Here is an 18,540-nt window from a genome sequence, read left to right on the forward strand (position 1 = left end):
ATTAAGTAAGAGGAAAAATGGCAAAAATAGAGCAGAGATTTGATTACGTCAAAATTGGTTTAGCCTCACCAGAAAGAATTCGGCAATGGGGAGAAAGGACGCTTCCAAATGGTCAAGTAGTGGGAGAAGTAACCAAACCGGAGACTATTAATTACCGGACACTAAAACCGGAAATGGATGGTTTATTTTGTGAGCGAATTTTCGGGCCGGCAAAAGATTGGGAATGTCATTGTGGCAAATACAAGCGCGTAAGACATAGAGGAATAGTTTGTGAAAGATGTGGAGTAGAGGTAACAGAATCAAGAGTAAGACGGCATCGGATGGGATTTATTAAATTAGCCGCGCCGGTAGCTCATGTCTGGTATCTCAAAGGCATTCCAAGCTATATGGCAATATTGTTAGATATGCCATTAAGAGATGTGGAACAAATTGTTTATTTTAATGCTTATGTGGTACTCCAGGCAGGTAACCACGATCAGCTGCAATATAAACAACTACTGACAGAGGACCAATGGGTAGAAATAGAAGATCAACTTTATAGCGAAGATTCTCAACTTTCTGGGATAGAAGTAGGGATTGGAGCAGAAGCACTACAGAGACTACTAGAAGATATTAAACTAGAGGAGGAAGCAGAAAGACTGAGAGAAGAAATAGGGAGCGCCAAGGGACAAAAACGAGCCAAACTCATAAAAAGGCTGAGAGTTATAGATAACTTTATCGCCACCGGCTCGTTACCAAGTTGGATGGTACTCTCGGTTATCCCCGTTATACCTCCCGATCTTCGGCCAATGGTACAACTCGACGGTGGCCGGTTTGCCACAAGCGACCTTAACGACCTCTACCGAAGAGTGATAAACAGAAATAACCGCCTAGCAAGACTGCAAGAAATCCTCGCACCCGAAATCATCATCCGGAACGAAAAAAGGATGCTGCAAGAAGCAGTAGACGCCCTCATAGATAACGGGAGAAGGGGACGCACAGTAGTAGGAGCAAACAACCGGCCCCTCAAATCACTCTCAGACATCATCGAAGGTAAACAAGGACGCTTCCGCCAAAACCTGCTCGGTAAACGTGTAGACTACTCAGGCCGATCTGTTATCGTTGTTGGCCCCAAACTCAAAATCCACCAATGCGGACTGCCCCGTGAAATGGCAATAGAGCTATTTCAACCATTTGTCATACACCGGCTCATCCGTCAAGGGCTCGTTAACAACATCAAAGCAGCCAAAAAACTCATTCAACGCAATGACCCCGCCGTATGGGACATACTCGAAGAAGTAATCGAAGGGCATCCTGTAATGCTTAACCGGGCCCCCACACTACACCGGCTGGGGATTCAAGCATTTGAACCTATCCTAGTAGAAGGACGGGCCATCCAACTGCACCCCCTAGTCTGTCCAGCCTTCAACGCCGACTTCGACGGAGACCAAATGGCCGTGCACGTTCCCCTTTCCATCGAATCGCAAGCAGAAGCCCGACTGCTGATGTTAGCCTGCAACAACATCATGTCGCCAGCCACCGGCCGGCCAATCATCACACCATCTCAAGACATGGTACTAGGCTGCTATTACCTCACCGCCGAAAACCCCAACCTACCAAATAGCGGAGAACGTTACTTTTCCTCACTAAAAGAAGCAGTCATAGCCTATGAACAATCAAAACTCGACCTTCACCAATTCATCTGGGTTCGCTTTGATGGAGAAGTAGAATCTTCAGCAGCAGACACAACACCCCTCCAGACACAAACCGACGAGCTAGACGGTAGCCAAACAATAATCTACAAATACCGACGCATTCGCAAAGATAAATCTGGCAAAATCTTAAGTCAATTTGTCAAAACAACTGCGGGTCGGATCATTCTTAATCAAGTTATCACCGAAGCCCTCACGTAAATGCCTATTTTTCAACGCAGGTAAAGAAAAAACGCAGAAAACAACTAGGAGGGGAGTTCACCCCCGATCACTGCTTTTAACGTAGATATGGGAGAAACCTCGCTGGGGTTAGTATAGCCACTCCCGTAGGAGAAAGAGACGAGGCGGGTGTGGCTATAGCGAAACCGGAGATTTTCAAAAATATCTGGTAAAACCAGCCCCTACGTTACAAGAAAAAAACTTTGATCAGCCCCTCCACGAAAAAAACAGCCATTCAACATTCCACCCTACCAATCGTAAAACCATGATCTTTCGCAATCGAATCATCGACAAAAATCAACTCAAAAAACTCATCGCTTGGGCCTTTACCCATCATGGTACTGCCCGGACGGCGCAAGTTGCTGATCGCCTCAAAGATTTGGGATTTCGGTATGCCACAAAAGCTGGAATTTCAATCTCCGTTGATGACCTAAAAATCCCCCCCATCAAAAGAGCCCTCCTAGACAAAGCCGAAGAAGAAATTCGGACAACAGAAGACCGCTACACGAGAGGCGAAATTACAGAAGTTGAGCGTTTCCAAAAAGTTATAGACACATGGAATGGAGCCTCAGAAGAACTTAAAGACGAAGTAGTTCAACACTTCCTGGCTACAGACCCACTCAACTCAGTGTATATGATGGCCTTCTCCGGAGCGCGGGGAAATATTTCCCAAGTACGTCAGCTAGTGGGAATGCGGGGTCTGATGGCAGATCCTCAAGGAGAAATTATTGACCTTCCTATTAAAACCAATTTCCGAGAAGGTTTAACAGTTACAGAATACATTATTTCATCGTATGGGGCGAGAAAAGGACTCGTTGATACGGCGCTACGAACAGCAGATTCAGGATACTTAACTCGGCGATTAGTTGATGTTGCCCAAGATGTTATAGTTCGGGAAGTGGACTGCGGGACAGATCGTAACGTCCTCATCAAACCAATGACAGATGGCGACCGGGTTTTAATTCCGCTCAAAGATCGTCTGCTTGGTCGGATTTTAGCCGAGGATATACATTCTAGTACCGGCGAGGTTATTGCAGCGCGAAATTCTGCCGTCAGCCTGGAAATTGCCGAAGAAATTGATAAAGCAAAAATCCCTTCTCTTCGTGTCCGTTCGCCACTGACTTGTGCAGCCACTAAAAGTGTCTGCCAAATGTGTTACGGCTGGAGCCTTGCTCATGCTAAACTGGTTGATTTGGGTGAAGCAGCAGGTATTATTGCCGCTCAATCTATTGGTGAACCCGGTACTCAGCTAACCATGCGTACTTTTCACACCGGCGGTGTGTTTACAGGCGAAATTGCTAAAACCATTCGAGCATCAGAAAAAGGCGTTGTCCGTTTTCCTTCAAATCTCCGTGTTCGTGGTTATCGGACTCGTCATGGAGAAGAAGCATTTATTGTTGAATCTTCCAACGCAGAAATTACCCTCGAATGTGCGGATGGGAAAAAGGAAATTTTACCCGTTTCTTCAGGTTCAATTCTTTTGGCAGCAAACAATTCAGTTGTTGCTCAAAATCAAGTCATTGCCGAAATTCCGCTGGGGGGAACAAAAAGCAGAAAAACAACCGAAAAAGCTACAAAAGACGTTTCAAGCGCCAGTGCAGGGGAAGTGCTTTTTGCCGACTTGAGCCCAGAAGAAAAAACAGACCGCCAAGGCAATACTACTCGGATCGCTCAGCGGGGTGGTCTAATTTGGGTTTTGTCGGGAGAAGTGTATAATTTACCACCTGGTGCAGAACCTACTGTTAAAAATGGCGACCGTGTTTCTCCAGGGAGCGTTTTAGCAATTACAGAATTGCAAACTCTTCATGGGGGAGTTGTTCGTCTTAATCCTGCTGTTGATGATTCTAGCCCCAGAGAAATTGAGATTATTACAGCAAGTGTTTTGCTGAATAATGCTGTGGTGCGTGAAGAGTCCCACCAAAATAAGAACTCTTATATTTTGGAAACTAGCGGGATGGGGCAGTTTTTGCTGAAAGTTAGTCCGGGGATGAAGGTTCAATCAGGTCAGGTTGTTGCCGAGTTAGTCTCTTCATCTTATCGAACTTCAACTGGTGGAATTCTTAAGTATGCCGGCATTGAAGTTCAAAAACGTGGCAAAGCAAAGCAAGGATATGATGTCCTTAAAGGTGGGACTTTATTGTGGATTCCTGAAGAATGCCATGAGGTGAATAAGGATATTTCCTTGCTTTTGGTCGAAGATGGTCAATATGTAGAGGCAGGAACCGAAATTGTTAAGGATATTTTCTGTCAAAATTCGGGGATTGTCGAAATTACTCAAAAGAATGATATTCTCCGCGAAATATTGATTAAACCAGGGGAACTGGTGATTGTCGATGACCCAGAGGCGGCTATTGCTAAAGATGGCCAGTTTGTTACTGAGGGTACGGAATTGTTGGCCGGTGTAACGGTTAATGATTTACGGTATGTCGAATATGTTGAATCAACAGAGGGCGCTTCTTTGTTGTTAAGGCCGGTTTTGGAGTTCCCTGTTATGGGGCCGGTAGATATTCCTTCTCAAGAATCTGAGCAAGGTGATACTAACTTGGTTCTGCGTTCTGTGCAGCGTTTGCCTTATAAAGATGGGGAACGGGTTAAGTCTGTTGAAGGCGTTGATTTATTACGCACTCAGTTGATTTTAGAGATTGATGGAAATACTCAGTTAGCGGCTGATATTGAGTTGGTTCGTTCTGAGGAAGATGCCGATCTTTTGCGTTTACAGTTGGTGATTTTGGAATCTTTGATTGTACGCCGGGATGTGGCTGCCGATGCGCTTTCTGGGAGTACAAATACTCGGATTTTGGTGGAGGATGGCGACCGGATTGTTGCCGGTGAGGTTGTGGCCCGAACGGAGATTCAATGCAAGGAATCTGGTATCGTTGGGGGAATTCGCACCGGCTCAGAGGTAGTTCGTCGAGTCTTGGTAATGCGTGATTCGGATTCCTTTAGCGTTCATTCTAAGGTGCCGGTGAGCGTGAAAACGGGTGATTTATTGGTCGCTGGAAGTGCAGAGATTGCTCCTGGGGTGCCGGCGTTGGAATCTGGTCAGGTTTTGAGTGTTTCTCCTGTAGCTGAGGGGGCTGATGAGTTTGAGGTTCGTATCCGTCTAGCGCGTCCTTACCGTGTTTCTAGTGGGGCTGTGCTTCATGTAGAGGATGGTAGTTTGGTGCAACGCGGTGATTTGTTAGTGCTGTTGGTTTTTGAGCGGACAAAAACTGGGGATATTATTCAAGGTCTGCCTCGAATTGAAGAGCTTTTAGAGGCTCGGAAGCCAAAAGAAGCTTGTATTTTATGCCGGGGTGCCGGTGTTGCAGAGGTTGAGTATGGTGAGGATGATAATGTTTCAGTGCGCGTCATTGAGGAAACTGGGGCAATTGCTGAGTATGTGATTGGTCAAAGTCAAAATGCGATAGTTTCCGATGGCGAGTCAGTTGTTGCAGGGCAGCCTATTACGGATGGGCCGGCCAATCCCCATGAAATTTTGGAGGTTTTTTATAATATTCACCGCGATACTTTGGGTGAGTATGAGGCCGCTTTGTTGTCTTTTTCTGCTGTGCAGATGTTCTTGGTAGCTGAGGTGCAGTCGGTTTATCAATCTCAGGGGATTGATATTTCTGATAAGCATATTGAGGTGATTGTTCGGCAGATGACTTCTAAGGTGCGGATTGATGATGGAGGGGATACAACAATGCTGCCTGGGGAGTTAATTGAGTTGCGTGCGGTTGAGCAGGTCAATGAGGCTATGAGCATTACGGGGGGGGCACCGGCTCAATATACCCCTGTTTTGTTGGGGATTACGAAGGCTTCTTTGAATACTGATTCGTTTATTTCTGCTGCTTCTTTCCAGGAGACTACTCGTGTCTTGACTGAGGCGGCGATTGAGGGCAAGTCTGATTGGTTACGCGGTTTGAAGGAAAATGTGATTATTGGCCGGTTGATTCCTGCCGGCACTGGGTTTAATGCTTATGAGGATTTAGCCATTTCTCCTGAGTTATCCGATGGCGTTGATGTGGGTGTTTTGGATGAGGAGGTTGTTTTAGATTCGGATCTCCTAGATGACCGACTTGCTCGCAATTGGGATTCAGGTTTTTATGATGATGAGGACACTGATGCTGGTTCTGCCAAAGGCGCTAGTGCTGCTTTGTTTGGCGGGGTTAAAGAGCCTGTAGATTCTGAGGAGGTATCCCGCTTGGATGATGGGTTTGATGATGTAGATGACTTTGATGATGATTTAGATGAGGATGAGGACTTTGAATAGGATGGTTGAATGGAATTAGGTTTTGATGATTAGTTTTTTCTGATTTTTAATTCCTAATTCAGCCTAGAACTTAGCTCAGTAAGGGTCTTTTGGAAACAAAAGATCCTTTTTTTTAGGTTTAGCGGTCAACTAGCCATTAGTTTTTTCTATTAACTTTTGATCAATTACAATTAACCTCTGATTTTCCTGTCGCGGGGCAGTTTCCAGGTTAATTGCCCCTGCAAAATTCAGCAACATACAAAACTGAGCAAGCACCCTTCGACAAGTGCCACACCGAGCGTGTCGAGGTGCTCAGGGGAAACGAGCACAATTGCCGGTAAAAAGCGGGCGACAAATGACAAATGACCATTGACAAATGACAATTGACCATATTTATTTTCCCGAAGCCACGCCCTGCGGTTAAAATTGTATATAACCTTTGCTTGTTCTAAGTCCACCATCCTGTCGCCCCGACAAAGAGGGGGAAGCAGAAAAGCCTCCCTTTTTGAGCCAGGGCAAAGGCGGTCTTTAAAACCCAGAACTATGACTAGCAACGAATGTTTATCTACTACCTTTTGTGCGAGAAACAGCCATGAGTCGCCCTAATTTGTTAACTGGTGAATCTTTGTCTATTCCTGATCAGGGTGGTAATATTTCTGAATTTTCCGAAATCAATGAAATTTATACTCATCCAGGTCATCACAATCTGGAGAGCCACCCTCACGTTCACAGCGAAGAATCTTTACGCCGGCTTGTCAACCGACTCTCGCGCATTGAAGGCCACATTCGCGGGATCAAAGCAATGGTGCAGGATAATCAACCTTGCCCAAACGTCCTCATCCAAATTGCCGCCGTCCGAGGCGCTCTCGACCGTGTTGCCCGTATTATCTTAGACGAGCATTTAACCGAGTGCATTGCTCGTGCGGCCACAGAGGGCAATATTGATTTAGAGCTTGAACAATTAAAAGCTGCTCTGGATCGTTTTTTACCCCGTGAAAAGAAAAAAGAAAAATAATCGGATTTATAACAATTTTCAGCCTTTTTGCTTAGAAATATAGTTGCTGGCCACCCCTATTTTTTAGCCAAAATATGTACAGCCGCCAAGGCATTGAAATTAGCGATGCCTTAGTTTTTTTGACAAGCAATATCTGTTTAAAAAAACAAAGCAACTCCCAAAAAATCTAGGAGTTGCTGAGGGGTTGCTATTAACCTAAAGCCCTTAAGAAACTTAACGGCGGTTACGTTGCCGGGCTTCATTACTGTTGGCAATTTCGCGCTGAATATCGCGTAAAGAAGCGCCATTTGCTAATTGTCGCTTCCAAGTTCTCATGCCATTTCTATCTGCATCGCGGCCTAAAAGTTGCTGATAAACTCGGTTAATTGCATCTTCTGCCTCGCGGCTGTCTGCAATACGTTGGCGCACATCATCCAAATTGCCGCCATTTACCAAAGTTCTCGTCCAAGTTCTCATCCCCGATGAATCGGCATCACGGTTTAACATATTCCGATAAACCTTGTTAATCGCATCGCGGGCTTCATCGCTTTCGGCAATTTCCCGACGAATTTCTTGTAAGCTTGCGCCTCGTTCTATTTCTCTTGACCAAGTTCTCAGTCCGCGATAGTCTGCATCTCGTCCCAAAATATCGCGGTAAATTTCATTAATTTGATCATAGTAGCGTTCTGACTCGCGCTGACTTTGGCCAATAATTCGAGAATTGCCACTTCCCCACATTGTCTGGAAATTATTCACCGGCACCTGGGCTAAAGTTTGACCGCTGACACTTAAACTTAACAATAGCGCGGTAACGCCTACAACAGAAAACTTCATATTGGTTCCCTCCAACCCTTTATCTAAATACTAATGAAATTGACATCTTTCGGGTGTTGTACCCTACACAGTAGGCATTCTCTTGTTTGTAATTGACGAAAAATATGGCTGTTTTTGTTTCATCCCTAATTTGAGCTAACGACCAACCAGCCATCTAAATTAAGTTTACCGTCACCCCGGTTTGGACAACTAACGTCGCACCGGCCTGAGTATAAGTAGTAAAACCACCAGCCGTCGCACCGGCCAGAAAACCAGAAGCATTCACCACATCACCGGCATTTCCAAACACCCGTAGCGAACTAGAAAGCGGCGACAGATTGAGAATTTCTAAACGATTGAGCGTCAGAGTATTATTGCCTGTAGTTAGGTTTATTTGCTCAATTCCCTTAATACGGGGGTCTCGAATTGTTGTGAGATCCAAACTCAAACCCGTCAAAGCGAGGGTATCAGTACCCAAGCCGCCATCAATACGGCGGAAAGTTAAATCGCTAATCGTCAGAGTATCATTGCCGGCAGCGCCGTTAAGAACATCAGCCCCACCATTGCCATTAATTTGATCATCGCCGGCACCCCCAACCATAATATCCGCCGCCGCAGTACCCGTTAAAATATCTACTGCTGTTGTCCCTTGATGTGTTATAGATGCCGTAAAATCTCCGCCATAAATCACATAACCCTTACCTGCACTGATTCCCGTCGTATCCGAGCCTGTTGCACCCACCAGTAAATCTGCATAGCCATCACCATTCATATCTCCTGCTGAAGATACCGAACGCCCAGAAATATCTCCAGCCACTTCGCCATTGATTACAAAACCACCAACTCCCGCAGCAACGCTGGACAAATTTAAGGCTGTAGGGTTGATTTGGCCAAAAACTATATATGTTTTTCCTGAACCTGCACCATTACCAGTTCCCAAGCCGGCCCCAACAATCAGGTCATCGAAACCGTCGCCATTGACATCACCGGCACTTGATAGCGCAAAACCATTACGATCTCCAGCCACCTCGCCATTTAAAGCAAAACCATTTGTTCCCAAAGCACTTAAATTGAGATTAGTATTATCGGTTTTGCCAAAGACAACATAGCTATAACCCATTGTTGGGGGAAAAGCCGGTGCTCCGGGTGCGCGCCCTGGAGCACCGACGAGAAAATCTTCCAAGCCATCACCATTGACATCGCCAGCATTTGATACAGAACGACCGGCAAAGCCATTCGTCCCAGGGCCATTGACAGTAAAGCCAAAATTATTAGTAATTTGGTCATTAACAATAATTTGAACCGTTGCAGTCACGTTTGCGGCACCAGCAATAAATTGAGAATTATTTAAAGCAGCATTGAGATTTGCAAGAGTGCCGGTGGCCGTAACTGTGGCGCTGTTGTTGCCAGTAATAGTGACACCCGCAGCTTGGGTTAGTGCAAAAGTTCCGCCTGTGGCTCTGATAGTGACGCGCAGGGGATTATTCCCGGCATCGGAGTCTGTGATAGAGATTTGGCTGCCATTGATGGCATTAAAGGTAAGTGTCTGATTAGTATTAACCGATGGCCACACCGGCATCGTCACCACCGGCGCACTGTTGATGTTGTTAACGTGTACATTTACGGTGTCGGTATCACTTCGGGCTCCGCCGGTGCCGGTGTTACCTTGGTCGTTGGTTGTCAGGGAAATTGAAGTGGTACCCGTAAAGCCGGTGGTGGGAGTAAAACTCATCCCATTAAGTGCAGCGTTGATACTGGCGAGGGTGCCGGTAAAGGTCAGGGTTGGGTCTGCTATACCATCTCCTGCCGTAAATGTCAAGCCTGCGGTGCCATTTAAACTTAAAGTGCCGTTAGTGGCAGTGAGAGTGACTTGTAAAGGACTGCCGGCGGCATCCGAGTCGGTAACGGCAATTTGGTTATTAGTGGCGGCGCTGAAAATAAGAGGTGTATTGAGGAGGGTTTTGTGAGAAACGGGAACTCGGTTAACTGGCGCATCATTGGTATTGTTAACGGTAATGGCAATTGTATCGGTATCAGTTAAAGCAGCCCCAGTGCCTGTATTACCTTGGTCGTTGGTAATAATTTGCAGAGTGCCGTTCCCACCTGTAGGGGTAAAAATTAAACCATCTAAAGCCGTATTGATACTAGCAGTAGTGCCGGTAATGGTGATATTGGCCGTACCATTGCCTGTGGTTGTCAAGCCTACGGTTGTGGGGAGGGTGATATTGCCATTAGTAGCATTCAGAGTGACTTGGACAGGACTATTAGCAGCATCTAAATCTGTGACTAGAATTTGGTTAAAATTGGCACTGCTGAAAACCAAGGGCGTGCCGGTATTGGTACTTTGGGCTGTTGGGACGCGGTTAACAGGGGCATCGTTGGCGCCATCGAGGGGGATATAAATAGTTTGATCGGCAAAATTTGACAAATCCACATTCATACTGTCAGTTTTGCCATAGATGACGTAAGCTTTACCGGCAGAATAGAGATCCCCCGCATCATCAATATTGTTGTTATTCACATCAATTTCTGCCCAGTCATCGCCGACAATAATATCTGCCAAACCGTCGCCATTAACATCACCGGCAGCCGAGACAGCCACACCCGAACGGTCGCCAAATTGTTCACGGTTAATAGCAAAACCACCACTGCCATTGACTACATTGCGTAAGTCTACAGCGGCGGTAGTTGCTTTGCCATAAACGATATAGGATCTGCCGGCCCGGTCGAGTTCAAATTGGTCTATTTCTCCGTCTGGTGCACCTGTACCAAAAGGCCCAAAGCGGTCGCCACCCTGGCGAGGGGCACCAACAATCACATCGGCAAAACCGTCACCGTTGACATCACCGGCACCGCTAACAGAAAAACCAGCATTTTCTCCGACACTGGCGCCATTGATTACAAAACCGTCGGTGCCACCAGCTACCGAACTCAAATTAACAGGGGTATTCGAGGCTTTGCCAAAAACTACATAAGCTTTACCGATGCCGTCTTCTGAGAGGTTGAGGGCTAAACCATTATTGTTGAGATCGACATCTGCAAGATAAGCACCAATAATTAAATCGGACAATCCATCGCCGTTGACATCACCGGCGCCGCTGACACTGACACTAGCCAAGTCGAAAGCCGCTTGACCATTGATGGCAAAACCCCTTGTTCCTAGACTGTTTAAGTTAAAAGATGTCGTGTTGGTGGAGCCAAAAATAACGTAAGATTTGCCAGAGTTAGGGCCATTGCCGTCGCCATTGAGTGCGGAGAGGATGATATCTGCCAAGCCGTCGCCGTTGACATCGCCGGCGCTGCTGACAGAAAAGCCGGCTTGGTCTGTGGTGAGTTCGCCGTTCATGGCAAAACCGCTGACGCCTGCGGGTAGGGTGCTGCCGGTGGCGACTGTACTGAGGTTAATAACGGAGGTGACGGTCAGGTTAACGGTGCCGGTGTCGGTGCCACCGTAGCCGTCACTCACAACGTAGTCTATGGTGGCCGGCCCGACGTAACCTGGTGCGCGTCTAAAGGTGATGATGCCAGTAGCAGTGTCGAGGGTGGCGGTGCCGTTGGTGGCTGTAATGCTGGTAATGCTGAGAGTGTCGCCGTCGGCGTCGGTGTCACCGGCCAGCAAGTCGGCTACCGAGATTTTTAGTTGACTGCCTAAAAACACCGGCCCAGCGGTTTCGTCATCGGCCACTGGGGGAGTGTTAGTAATTGTGAGGTTTATTGTGTCTGTATCGGTTAAAGCACCGCCGCTGCCGGTGTTTCCTTGGTCGTTTGTGAGGAGAGTAATGGTAGCTGCACCAACGTAGGTGGGGCTGGCGTTGAATCGGAGGCCGTTGAGGGCGGTGTTTATGTTGCTGAGGGTGCCGGTGGCTTGTACTGTGCCGGTGCCGTTGCCGGTGAAAGTGAGGCCGGTGGTGGAAGCGAGGGTGAGGATGCCATTGGTGGCTGTGAGGGTGATTTGGACGGGGTTCGGGTCAGCGTCGGGGTCAGCAATGAGGATTTGGTTGCTGTTGGCGCTGTTGAAGATGAGGGGGTTGCTACGGACGACAGTTTGGGTGGTGAGGGGGACGGTGTTAACTGGTGGGTCGTTGGCAAGGGTGACTGCGTTAACGGTGATGTTGATGGTGTCGGTGTCGGCTAGGGGGCCAGCGGTGCCGGTGTTACCTTGGTCATTTGTGAGAACCGTGATTGAGGCGGCTCCTGTATAGCCAGCGGTAGGGCTAAATGTGAGGCCGTTGAGGGCGGTGTTGAGGTTGCTGAGGGTGCCGGTGGCTTGTACTGTGTTGGTGCTGTTGCCGGTGATGGTGACGCCGGGGGTGGAAACGAGGGTGAGGATGCCGTTGGTGGCGGTGAGGGTGATTTGGAGGTTGTTGGGATCGGCGTCGATGTCTGCGATGGAGATTTGATTGCCGTTGGCGGTGTTGAAGATGAGGGGGGTGTCTTGGTTGGTGATTGCGGTGGGAGGTAAGCTGTTCACCGGCGCGTCGTTTACGGGGGTGAGATCGAGGGTGACGGTTTGTGAAACTGTATTTGTGCCATCGCTGACGTTGTAGTTGAAGGTGCCGGCTGCACCGTTGGCGTTGGCGGCTGAGTCAAATTCGAGGGTTGTTAGTTGTGCGAGGGTGAGAGTTTGGCCGGTTGTTACGACTGCACCGCCACCGGCCAGTCGAACATCACCGATAGTCGTGTTGGGGACGTTGGTAACGGTAATTGTAAGGGTGTCGCCGTCGGGGTCGGTTGGTGTGGTAATGCTAAGGGGGGTGTTGGCTGCGTCTTCGCCAACGGTTACAGTTTTGTTTGCTTCTACTACCGGCGCGTCGTTTACGGGGGTGAGATCGAGGGTGACGGTTTGTGAAACTGTATTTGTGCCATCGCTGACGTTGTAGTTGAAGGTGCCGGCTGCACCGTTGGCGTTGGCGGCGGGGTCAAATTCCAGGGTTGTCAGTTCAGCGAGGGTGAGAATTTGGCCGGTTGTTACAACTGCACCGCCACCCGCGCGGCGAACATCGCCGATAGTAGTGTTGGGGACGCTGGTAACAGTGATCGTCAGGGTGTCGCCGTCGATGTCGGTTGGCGCAATAATACTGAGTGCGGTGTTGGCGGAGTCTTCGGCAACGGTTATAGTTTTGTTTGGTTCTACTATTGGCGCGTCGTTTACGGGGGTTATGTCGAGGGTTATTGTTTGCGTTCCGCTGTTGATGCCGTCGCTTACTGTATAGCTAAATGTGCCTGCTGCGCCGTTGGCGTTGGCGGCGGGGTCAAATTCCAGGGTTGTGAGTTCAGCGAGGGTGAGAATTTGGCCGGTTGTTACAACTGCACCACCCCCAGCCAGTCGGACATCGCCGATGGTGGTGTTGGGGACGTTGGTAACGGTGATCGTCAGGGTGTCACCTTCGGGGTCAGTTGGCGCAATAATGCTGAGTGCGGTGTTGGCGGAGTCTTCGGCAACGGTTACAGTTTTGTTTGGTTCTACTATTGGCGGTTCATTAACATTTGAAACGTTAATTGTTAGGTTTTGATTGTACGTCGCACCGGCTGCATCTGTGGTGCGAACAATAATACTGTGGTTTTGATTTGTTTCAAAGTCTAATAAAGTTCCATCGGCGACAGCAAGCTGATTTCCATTAATAATAGTAAACCGACCGCCGGCATTATCGACTAGCGCGTAGGTATGAGTATCACCGGCATCTGGATCGGTTGTTGATAAGTTCCCAATTACGATATTATTCGCACTATTTTCGGCAATCGTATTATTGGTTAAATTTACAGTAGTTGGGGTATTATTTGGAACAGCTTCATTAATATCACTGACGTTAATTGTTAAATTTTCCTGCCGAGTTAATCCCGTGCTATCGGTTGTTAAAATTGTAACAATGTGGCTTTGATTTGTTTCAAAATCAAGTAAAGTTCCATCAGCAACAACTAACTGATTTCCGTTAAGCTGAAAACGACCTCCTGCATTATCAACAAGAGTGTAGCTGTGGGTATCTGTGGGATCTGCATCGACGGTGGATAAAATACCTACTAGAGTAGTATTTGCACTATTTTCGGCAATTGTATTATTGCTTAAATTGATAGCTGTAGGTGGCGCTTCTAAAACATTGGTAATGTTAATAGTCACGGTTTGATCATAAGTCAAACCCCCGCTATCCGTAGTACGGATAGTAATAGAATGAGTTTGATTTGTTTCAAAGTCTAATAAAGTTCCATCAGCAACAGCAAGCTGATTTCCATTGATGATTTGAAACCGGCCTCCCGCATCATCAATTAAACTGTAGCTATGAGTGTCCCCGCTATCAAAATCAGACGTTGTTAAATTCCCAATTACTGAATTATTAGGGCTGTTTTCAGCAATGCTATCGCCACTTAAACTAATCCCTCCTGGCGGGTTATTAACTGTGTCACCAACATCTCCAACTTGAATCGTGAAATTTTGCTGAAAAATCTCGCCCTCGCTATCGGTTGTCTGAACAGTTATTGTGTGACTTGTATTTGTTTCAAAATCCAATAAACTGCCATCCGCCACAGCAATTTGATTGCCATTTAAAACTTTAAATCTTCCCCCCGCATCATCGATAATTGTGTAGGTATGCGTGTCACCCGCATCCTGATCTGTTGTTGACAAATCTCCTACAATTGTGTCTGTTCCACTATTTTCATTGACCGCATTATTTGTTAGAAAAAGCGCTGTTGGTACTTCATTAACATTGCTGACATTAATCGTAAAAACTTGCTGAAAAATATCGCCAGCGCTATCTGTTGTCTGAACAGTTATTGTGTGAGTTTGATCTGTTTCAAAATCGAGTAAACTGCCATCTGCCACCGCAATTTGATTGCCATTAATTATTTTAAATCTTCCCCCGCCATCATCGATAAGCGTGTAGGTATGAGTATCACCTGCATCTGAATCTGTTGTTGATAAATCCCCGATAATTGTATCAATTGCGCTATTTTCTTCAATGGCATTATTGTTTAGAGAAAGTGCTGTTGGCGCTTCATTAATATTGCTGACATTAATCGTAATAACTTGTTCAAAACTCTCACCACCGCTATCGGTTGTCCGAACAGTTATCGTGTGAGTTTGATTTGTTTCAAAATCTAATAAACTGGCATTTGCTACTGCAATTTGATTGCCGTTTAAAACTTGAAATCTTCCGCCTGCATCATCTACAAGCGTGTAGGTATGCGTATCCCCAGCATTTGGATCTGTGGTTGAAAGCGTCCCAATTGCAGTTTCATTTACGCTATTTTCTGCGATGACATTATTAGATAAACCAATTTCTGTTGGGGCGACATTTTCGTTAAGATTATTGAGATTAATCGTCAAAATTTTATCGAAAATATTTCCTGTCCCATCTGTGACTCGCACAGTAATGCTATGAGTGGGGGTTGATTCAAAATCTAAAACCGCACTAGGGGCCACTACTAGCTGATTATTACTAATAACAAACCGGCCCCCCGCATCATCAATTAAAGCAAAACTTTGGCTATCTCCTACATCGGGATCTGTTGCTGATAAAATGCCAACAACTGTACCACCGGCGCTATTTTCATCCAAGCTATTATTGCTCAATAAAATATCAGTTGGTGGGGTGTTTGGGCTAGTTTCATTAACATCATTAATATTCACCGTAAAGGTTTGCTCAAAACTCAACCCACCGCTATCAGTCGTGCGAATAGTAATGCTATGAGACGTATTAGTTTCAAAGTCCAGTAAGGAACCATCTGCCACCACAATTTGATTGCCATCAAGCTTAAACCGGCCCCCCGCATCATCTACAAGGGTGTAGGTATGGGTATCCCCAGCATTTGGATCTGTGGTCGAAAGCGTCCCAATTTCAGTTTCATTGGCGCTATTTTCTGGGATGATATTATTAGATAAACCAATTTCTGCCGGCGCGACATTTTCGTTAAGATCATTGAGATTAATCGTCAAAATTTTATCGAAAATATTTCCTGTCCCATCTGTGACTCGCACAGTAATGCTATGAGTGGGGGTTGATTCAAAATCTAAAACCGCACCAGGGGCCACTACTAGCTGATTATTACTAATAACAAACCGGCCCCCCGCATCATCAATTAAAGCAAAACTTTGGCTATCTCCCCCATCTGGATCTGTCGCTGATAAAATGCCAACAACTGTACCACCAACGCTATTTTCATCCAAGTTATTCTGACTTAGCGAAATATCAGTTGGGGCAGAATTATTGGGGAGATTTTCATTAACATCATTAAGATTAATGCTGAAAACTTTGTCAAAACTCAACCCGCCGGCATCGGTGACGCGAATTGTAATAGAGTGAACTTGACTTGTTTCGTAATCTAATAAAGTCCCACTGGCAACCAGTAAGCGATTACCTTCAATTTTAAACCGGCCCCCGGCATTTTCTACCAGCGTATAAGTGTGGGTGTCATTACCATCAGGATCGCTGGTTGAAACCGTCCCAATTAAAGTTTCATTGGCGCTATTTTCATTAACACGATTATTAGAAAGCGTAATCTCAGTCGGAGAATTGTTAACAGGTGGAGGATTAACCGGCAGAAAATCCGAGCGTGTTAGGGGTATATTTCCGTCTAATACGGCTAAATAATCGCCAGTATTTTTGTCTTGAATAATCGTTTTTTCGGCATTCTCTCCCGTCCCCGGAATAATATTTAAATCTTCAAACTTTACGCCTTCAATTAACTCTATTTTATCCTGACCAGGCTCGAAATCAGTAATATTATCAGCATCCGTTAATTGCGGCCCGCCGGTGCTACCTGTTGGCAATTTCCCGATCTGAAAAATGTCGTTCCCATCTCCACCGCTGAGAGTATCCGCACCTTCATCGCCCGAAATAATATCATTTCCAGCACCACCAGAAATTGATTCATTGCCGGCACCCCCGCTAATAGTGTCGTTTCCACCGGCCCCTATAATAGTGTCATTTCTCTCGGTACCGATAAGGGTATTGTCCTGCTCATTCCCTAAAATAAGGTTAGGATTTGGGTTAGGATTTGGATTCGGGTTAGGATTCGGGTTAGGATTCGGGTTAGGGTTAGGGTTAGGATTTGGATTTGGATTTGGATTCGGGTTAGGATTTGGATTCGGGTTAGGATTCGGGTTAGGATTTGGGTTTGGATTCGGGTTAGGATTCGGGTTAGGATTTGGGTTAGGATTTGGATTTGGATTTGGATTCGGGTTAGGGTTAGGGTTTGGGTTAGGATTCGGGTTCGGGTTAGGATTCGGATTTGGATTTGGGTTAGGATTTGGATTCGGGTTAGGATTCGGATTTGGATTTGGGTTAGGATTGCCGCTGTTCTCAGTGCTATCGGTAATAAAATAGGAACGGTTGAGGATAGAGGTAAAATCCCCTTTTAAGACGGCTAAATATTCACCAGTGCCTTTAATATCTTGAATAATGGTGTAACCGGCATACTCGCCACTGCCGGCAAAAATCCGTAAGTCGTCGTAAGTGACACCACCAATTAATAAAAATTTATCAGCAGCGGTGCCAAAATCGAGTAAAAAGTCGCTATCAATAATATTGACACCGCCACTGGTCAGATATCCAGGGACATCGTTTCTTCTGCCAATAACAAAAGTGTCGTCACCTTCACCGCCGTACAGACTATCAGATCCGAGATCGCCAGAAAGCAAATCGTTACCAAGATCGCCAAAAAGGAGGTCATTATTTTTACCGGCGTGTAAAGTATCGTCACCTTTACCACCATTTAAGGTATCGTCTTTTTCGTTGCCAAAAATAAGATCAGCAGCGTTATTACCGAAAAGTTGATCTTTATCATCTCCTCCCAAAATAGTATCGTCGCCTTCATTCCCCAAAACCGTATCATTGCCAAAATCACCAGAAAGACTATCGCTATCTTTGTCACCAAAAACAAAGTCATCATCTTTGCCGGCAAAAATACTGTCTTTTCCTTCGCCTCCGTACAAAGTGTCGTTGCCTTTGTTACCAAAAAGATAGTCATCTCCTTTTCCGCCAAACATTAAATCTGCATCGTTTGTTTGGTCGCTGTCCGAAAAGATGCCGGTGTTTCCGATCAGCGTGTCGTTGCCAAGATCACCATAAATACTATCTTGATCAACATCGCCATATACACAGTCGTTTTCTTTCCCACCGCGTAAAGTATCTTTTCCTTTGCCTCCCCGGAGGGTATCGTTTTCTTTATTGCCATTTAGGAAGTCATTGCCTTGGTTTCCAAAAACAGTATCTTCCCCGTCTATGGCTGTGACGACATCATCGCCATCAAAGGTCGTGATCAGGTCTTGCCCTAATTTTCCATCTAGGGAGTCATTTTTGATTGTTCCGTTGAGTAAAAACATAATTTTTGTTAGCTACCTGATCAACGACTAGGGACTGTAGTAAGCTAGGATAGAGAATAGGAAAAGGTTACAGCCAACTTTTTAGCTGGTTAACTTTATTAAACTAAAGATGTCTTAGAGGGGGCTGGGTTCCGTTATCGAAAAAAAGCGTGTTTACCACGTTGGCTTTTTTCATGGTGACAATTTTAACTCTAAATGTCCAGTAAGATTACGCATCTGTCAATAAAAACACACAGAAAATTCACATTTAATGAGGATTTAAGAAATTTGT

The 18,540-nt window shown here is 46.0% G+C and carries 5 protein-coding genes; 3 read left to right on the forward strand and 2 right to left on the reverse strand.

All coding sequences use genetic code 11. The features are described 5' to 3' along the window. The first annotated feature begins 17 nt into the window (after positions 1–17). From NG798_RS14760 to NG798_RS14770, 3 genes are all read left to right on the forward strand, one after another. Positions 18–1,892 carry a DNA-directed RNA polymerase subunit gamma gene (locus NG798_RS14760; RefSeq protein WP_261224293.1) on the forward strand — a complete coding sequence of 625 codons (1,875 nt, stop codon included), beginning with the start codon at positions 18–20 and terminating at the stop codon, positions 1,890–1,892. Between the two features lie 184 nt (positions 1,893–2,076). Then, entirely contained in the window at positions 2,077–6,165 is a 4,089-nt protein-coding gene (locus tag NG798_RS14765; RefSeq protein WP_375338967.1) for a DNA-directed RNA polymerase subunit beta', read from the forward strand. A 571-nt stretch (positions 6,166–6,736) separates the two neighbouring features. After that, on the forward strand, positions 6,737–7,159 hold the full coding sequence (locus NG798_RS14770; protein WP_261224298.1) for a metal-sensitive transcriptional regulator: 423 nt from the start codon (positions 6,737–6,739) through the stop codon (positions 7,157–7,159). Positions 7,160–7,372: 213 nt separating this feature from the next. Here NG798_RS14770 and NG798_RS14775 read toward each other — a convergent pair whose 3' ends face one another. Further along, positions 7,373–7,972 carry a DUF4214 domain-containing protein gene (locus NG798_RS14775; protein WP_261224300.1) on the reverse strand — a complete coding sequence of 200 codons (600 nt, stop codon included), beginning with the start codon at positions 7,970–7,972 and terminating at the stop codon, positions 7,373–7,375. Between the two features lie 154 nt (positions 7,973–8,126). Further along, positions 8,127–18,269 (reverse strand): cadherin domain-containing protein, encoded by a 10,143-nt coding sequence (locus NG798_RS14780; protein WP_261224302.1) that lies wholly within the window; start codon positions 18,267–18,269, stop codon positions 8,127–8,129. Between the last annotated feature and the right edge of the window lie 271 nt (positions 18,270–18,540).

It is taken from the genome of Ancylothrix sp. D3o, from assembly GCF_025370775.1.
Taxonomy (GTDB): Bacteria; Cyanobacteriota; Cyanobacteriia; order Cyanobacteriales; family Oscillatoriaceae; genus Ancylothrix.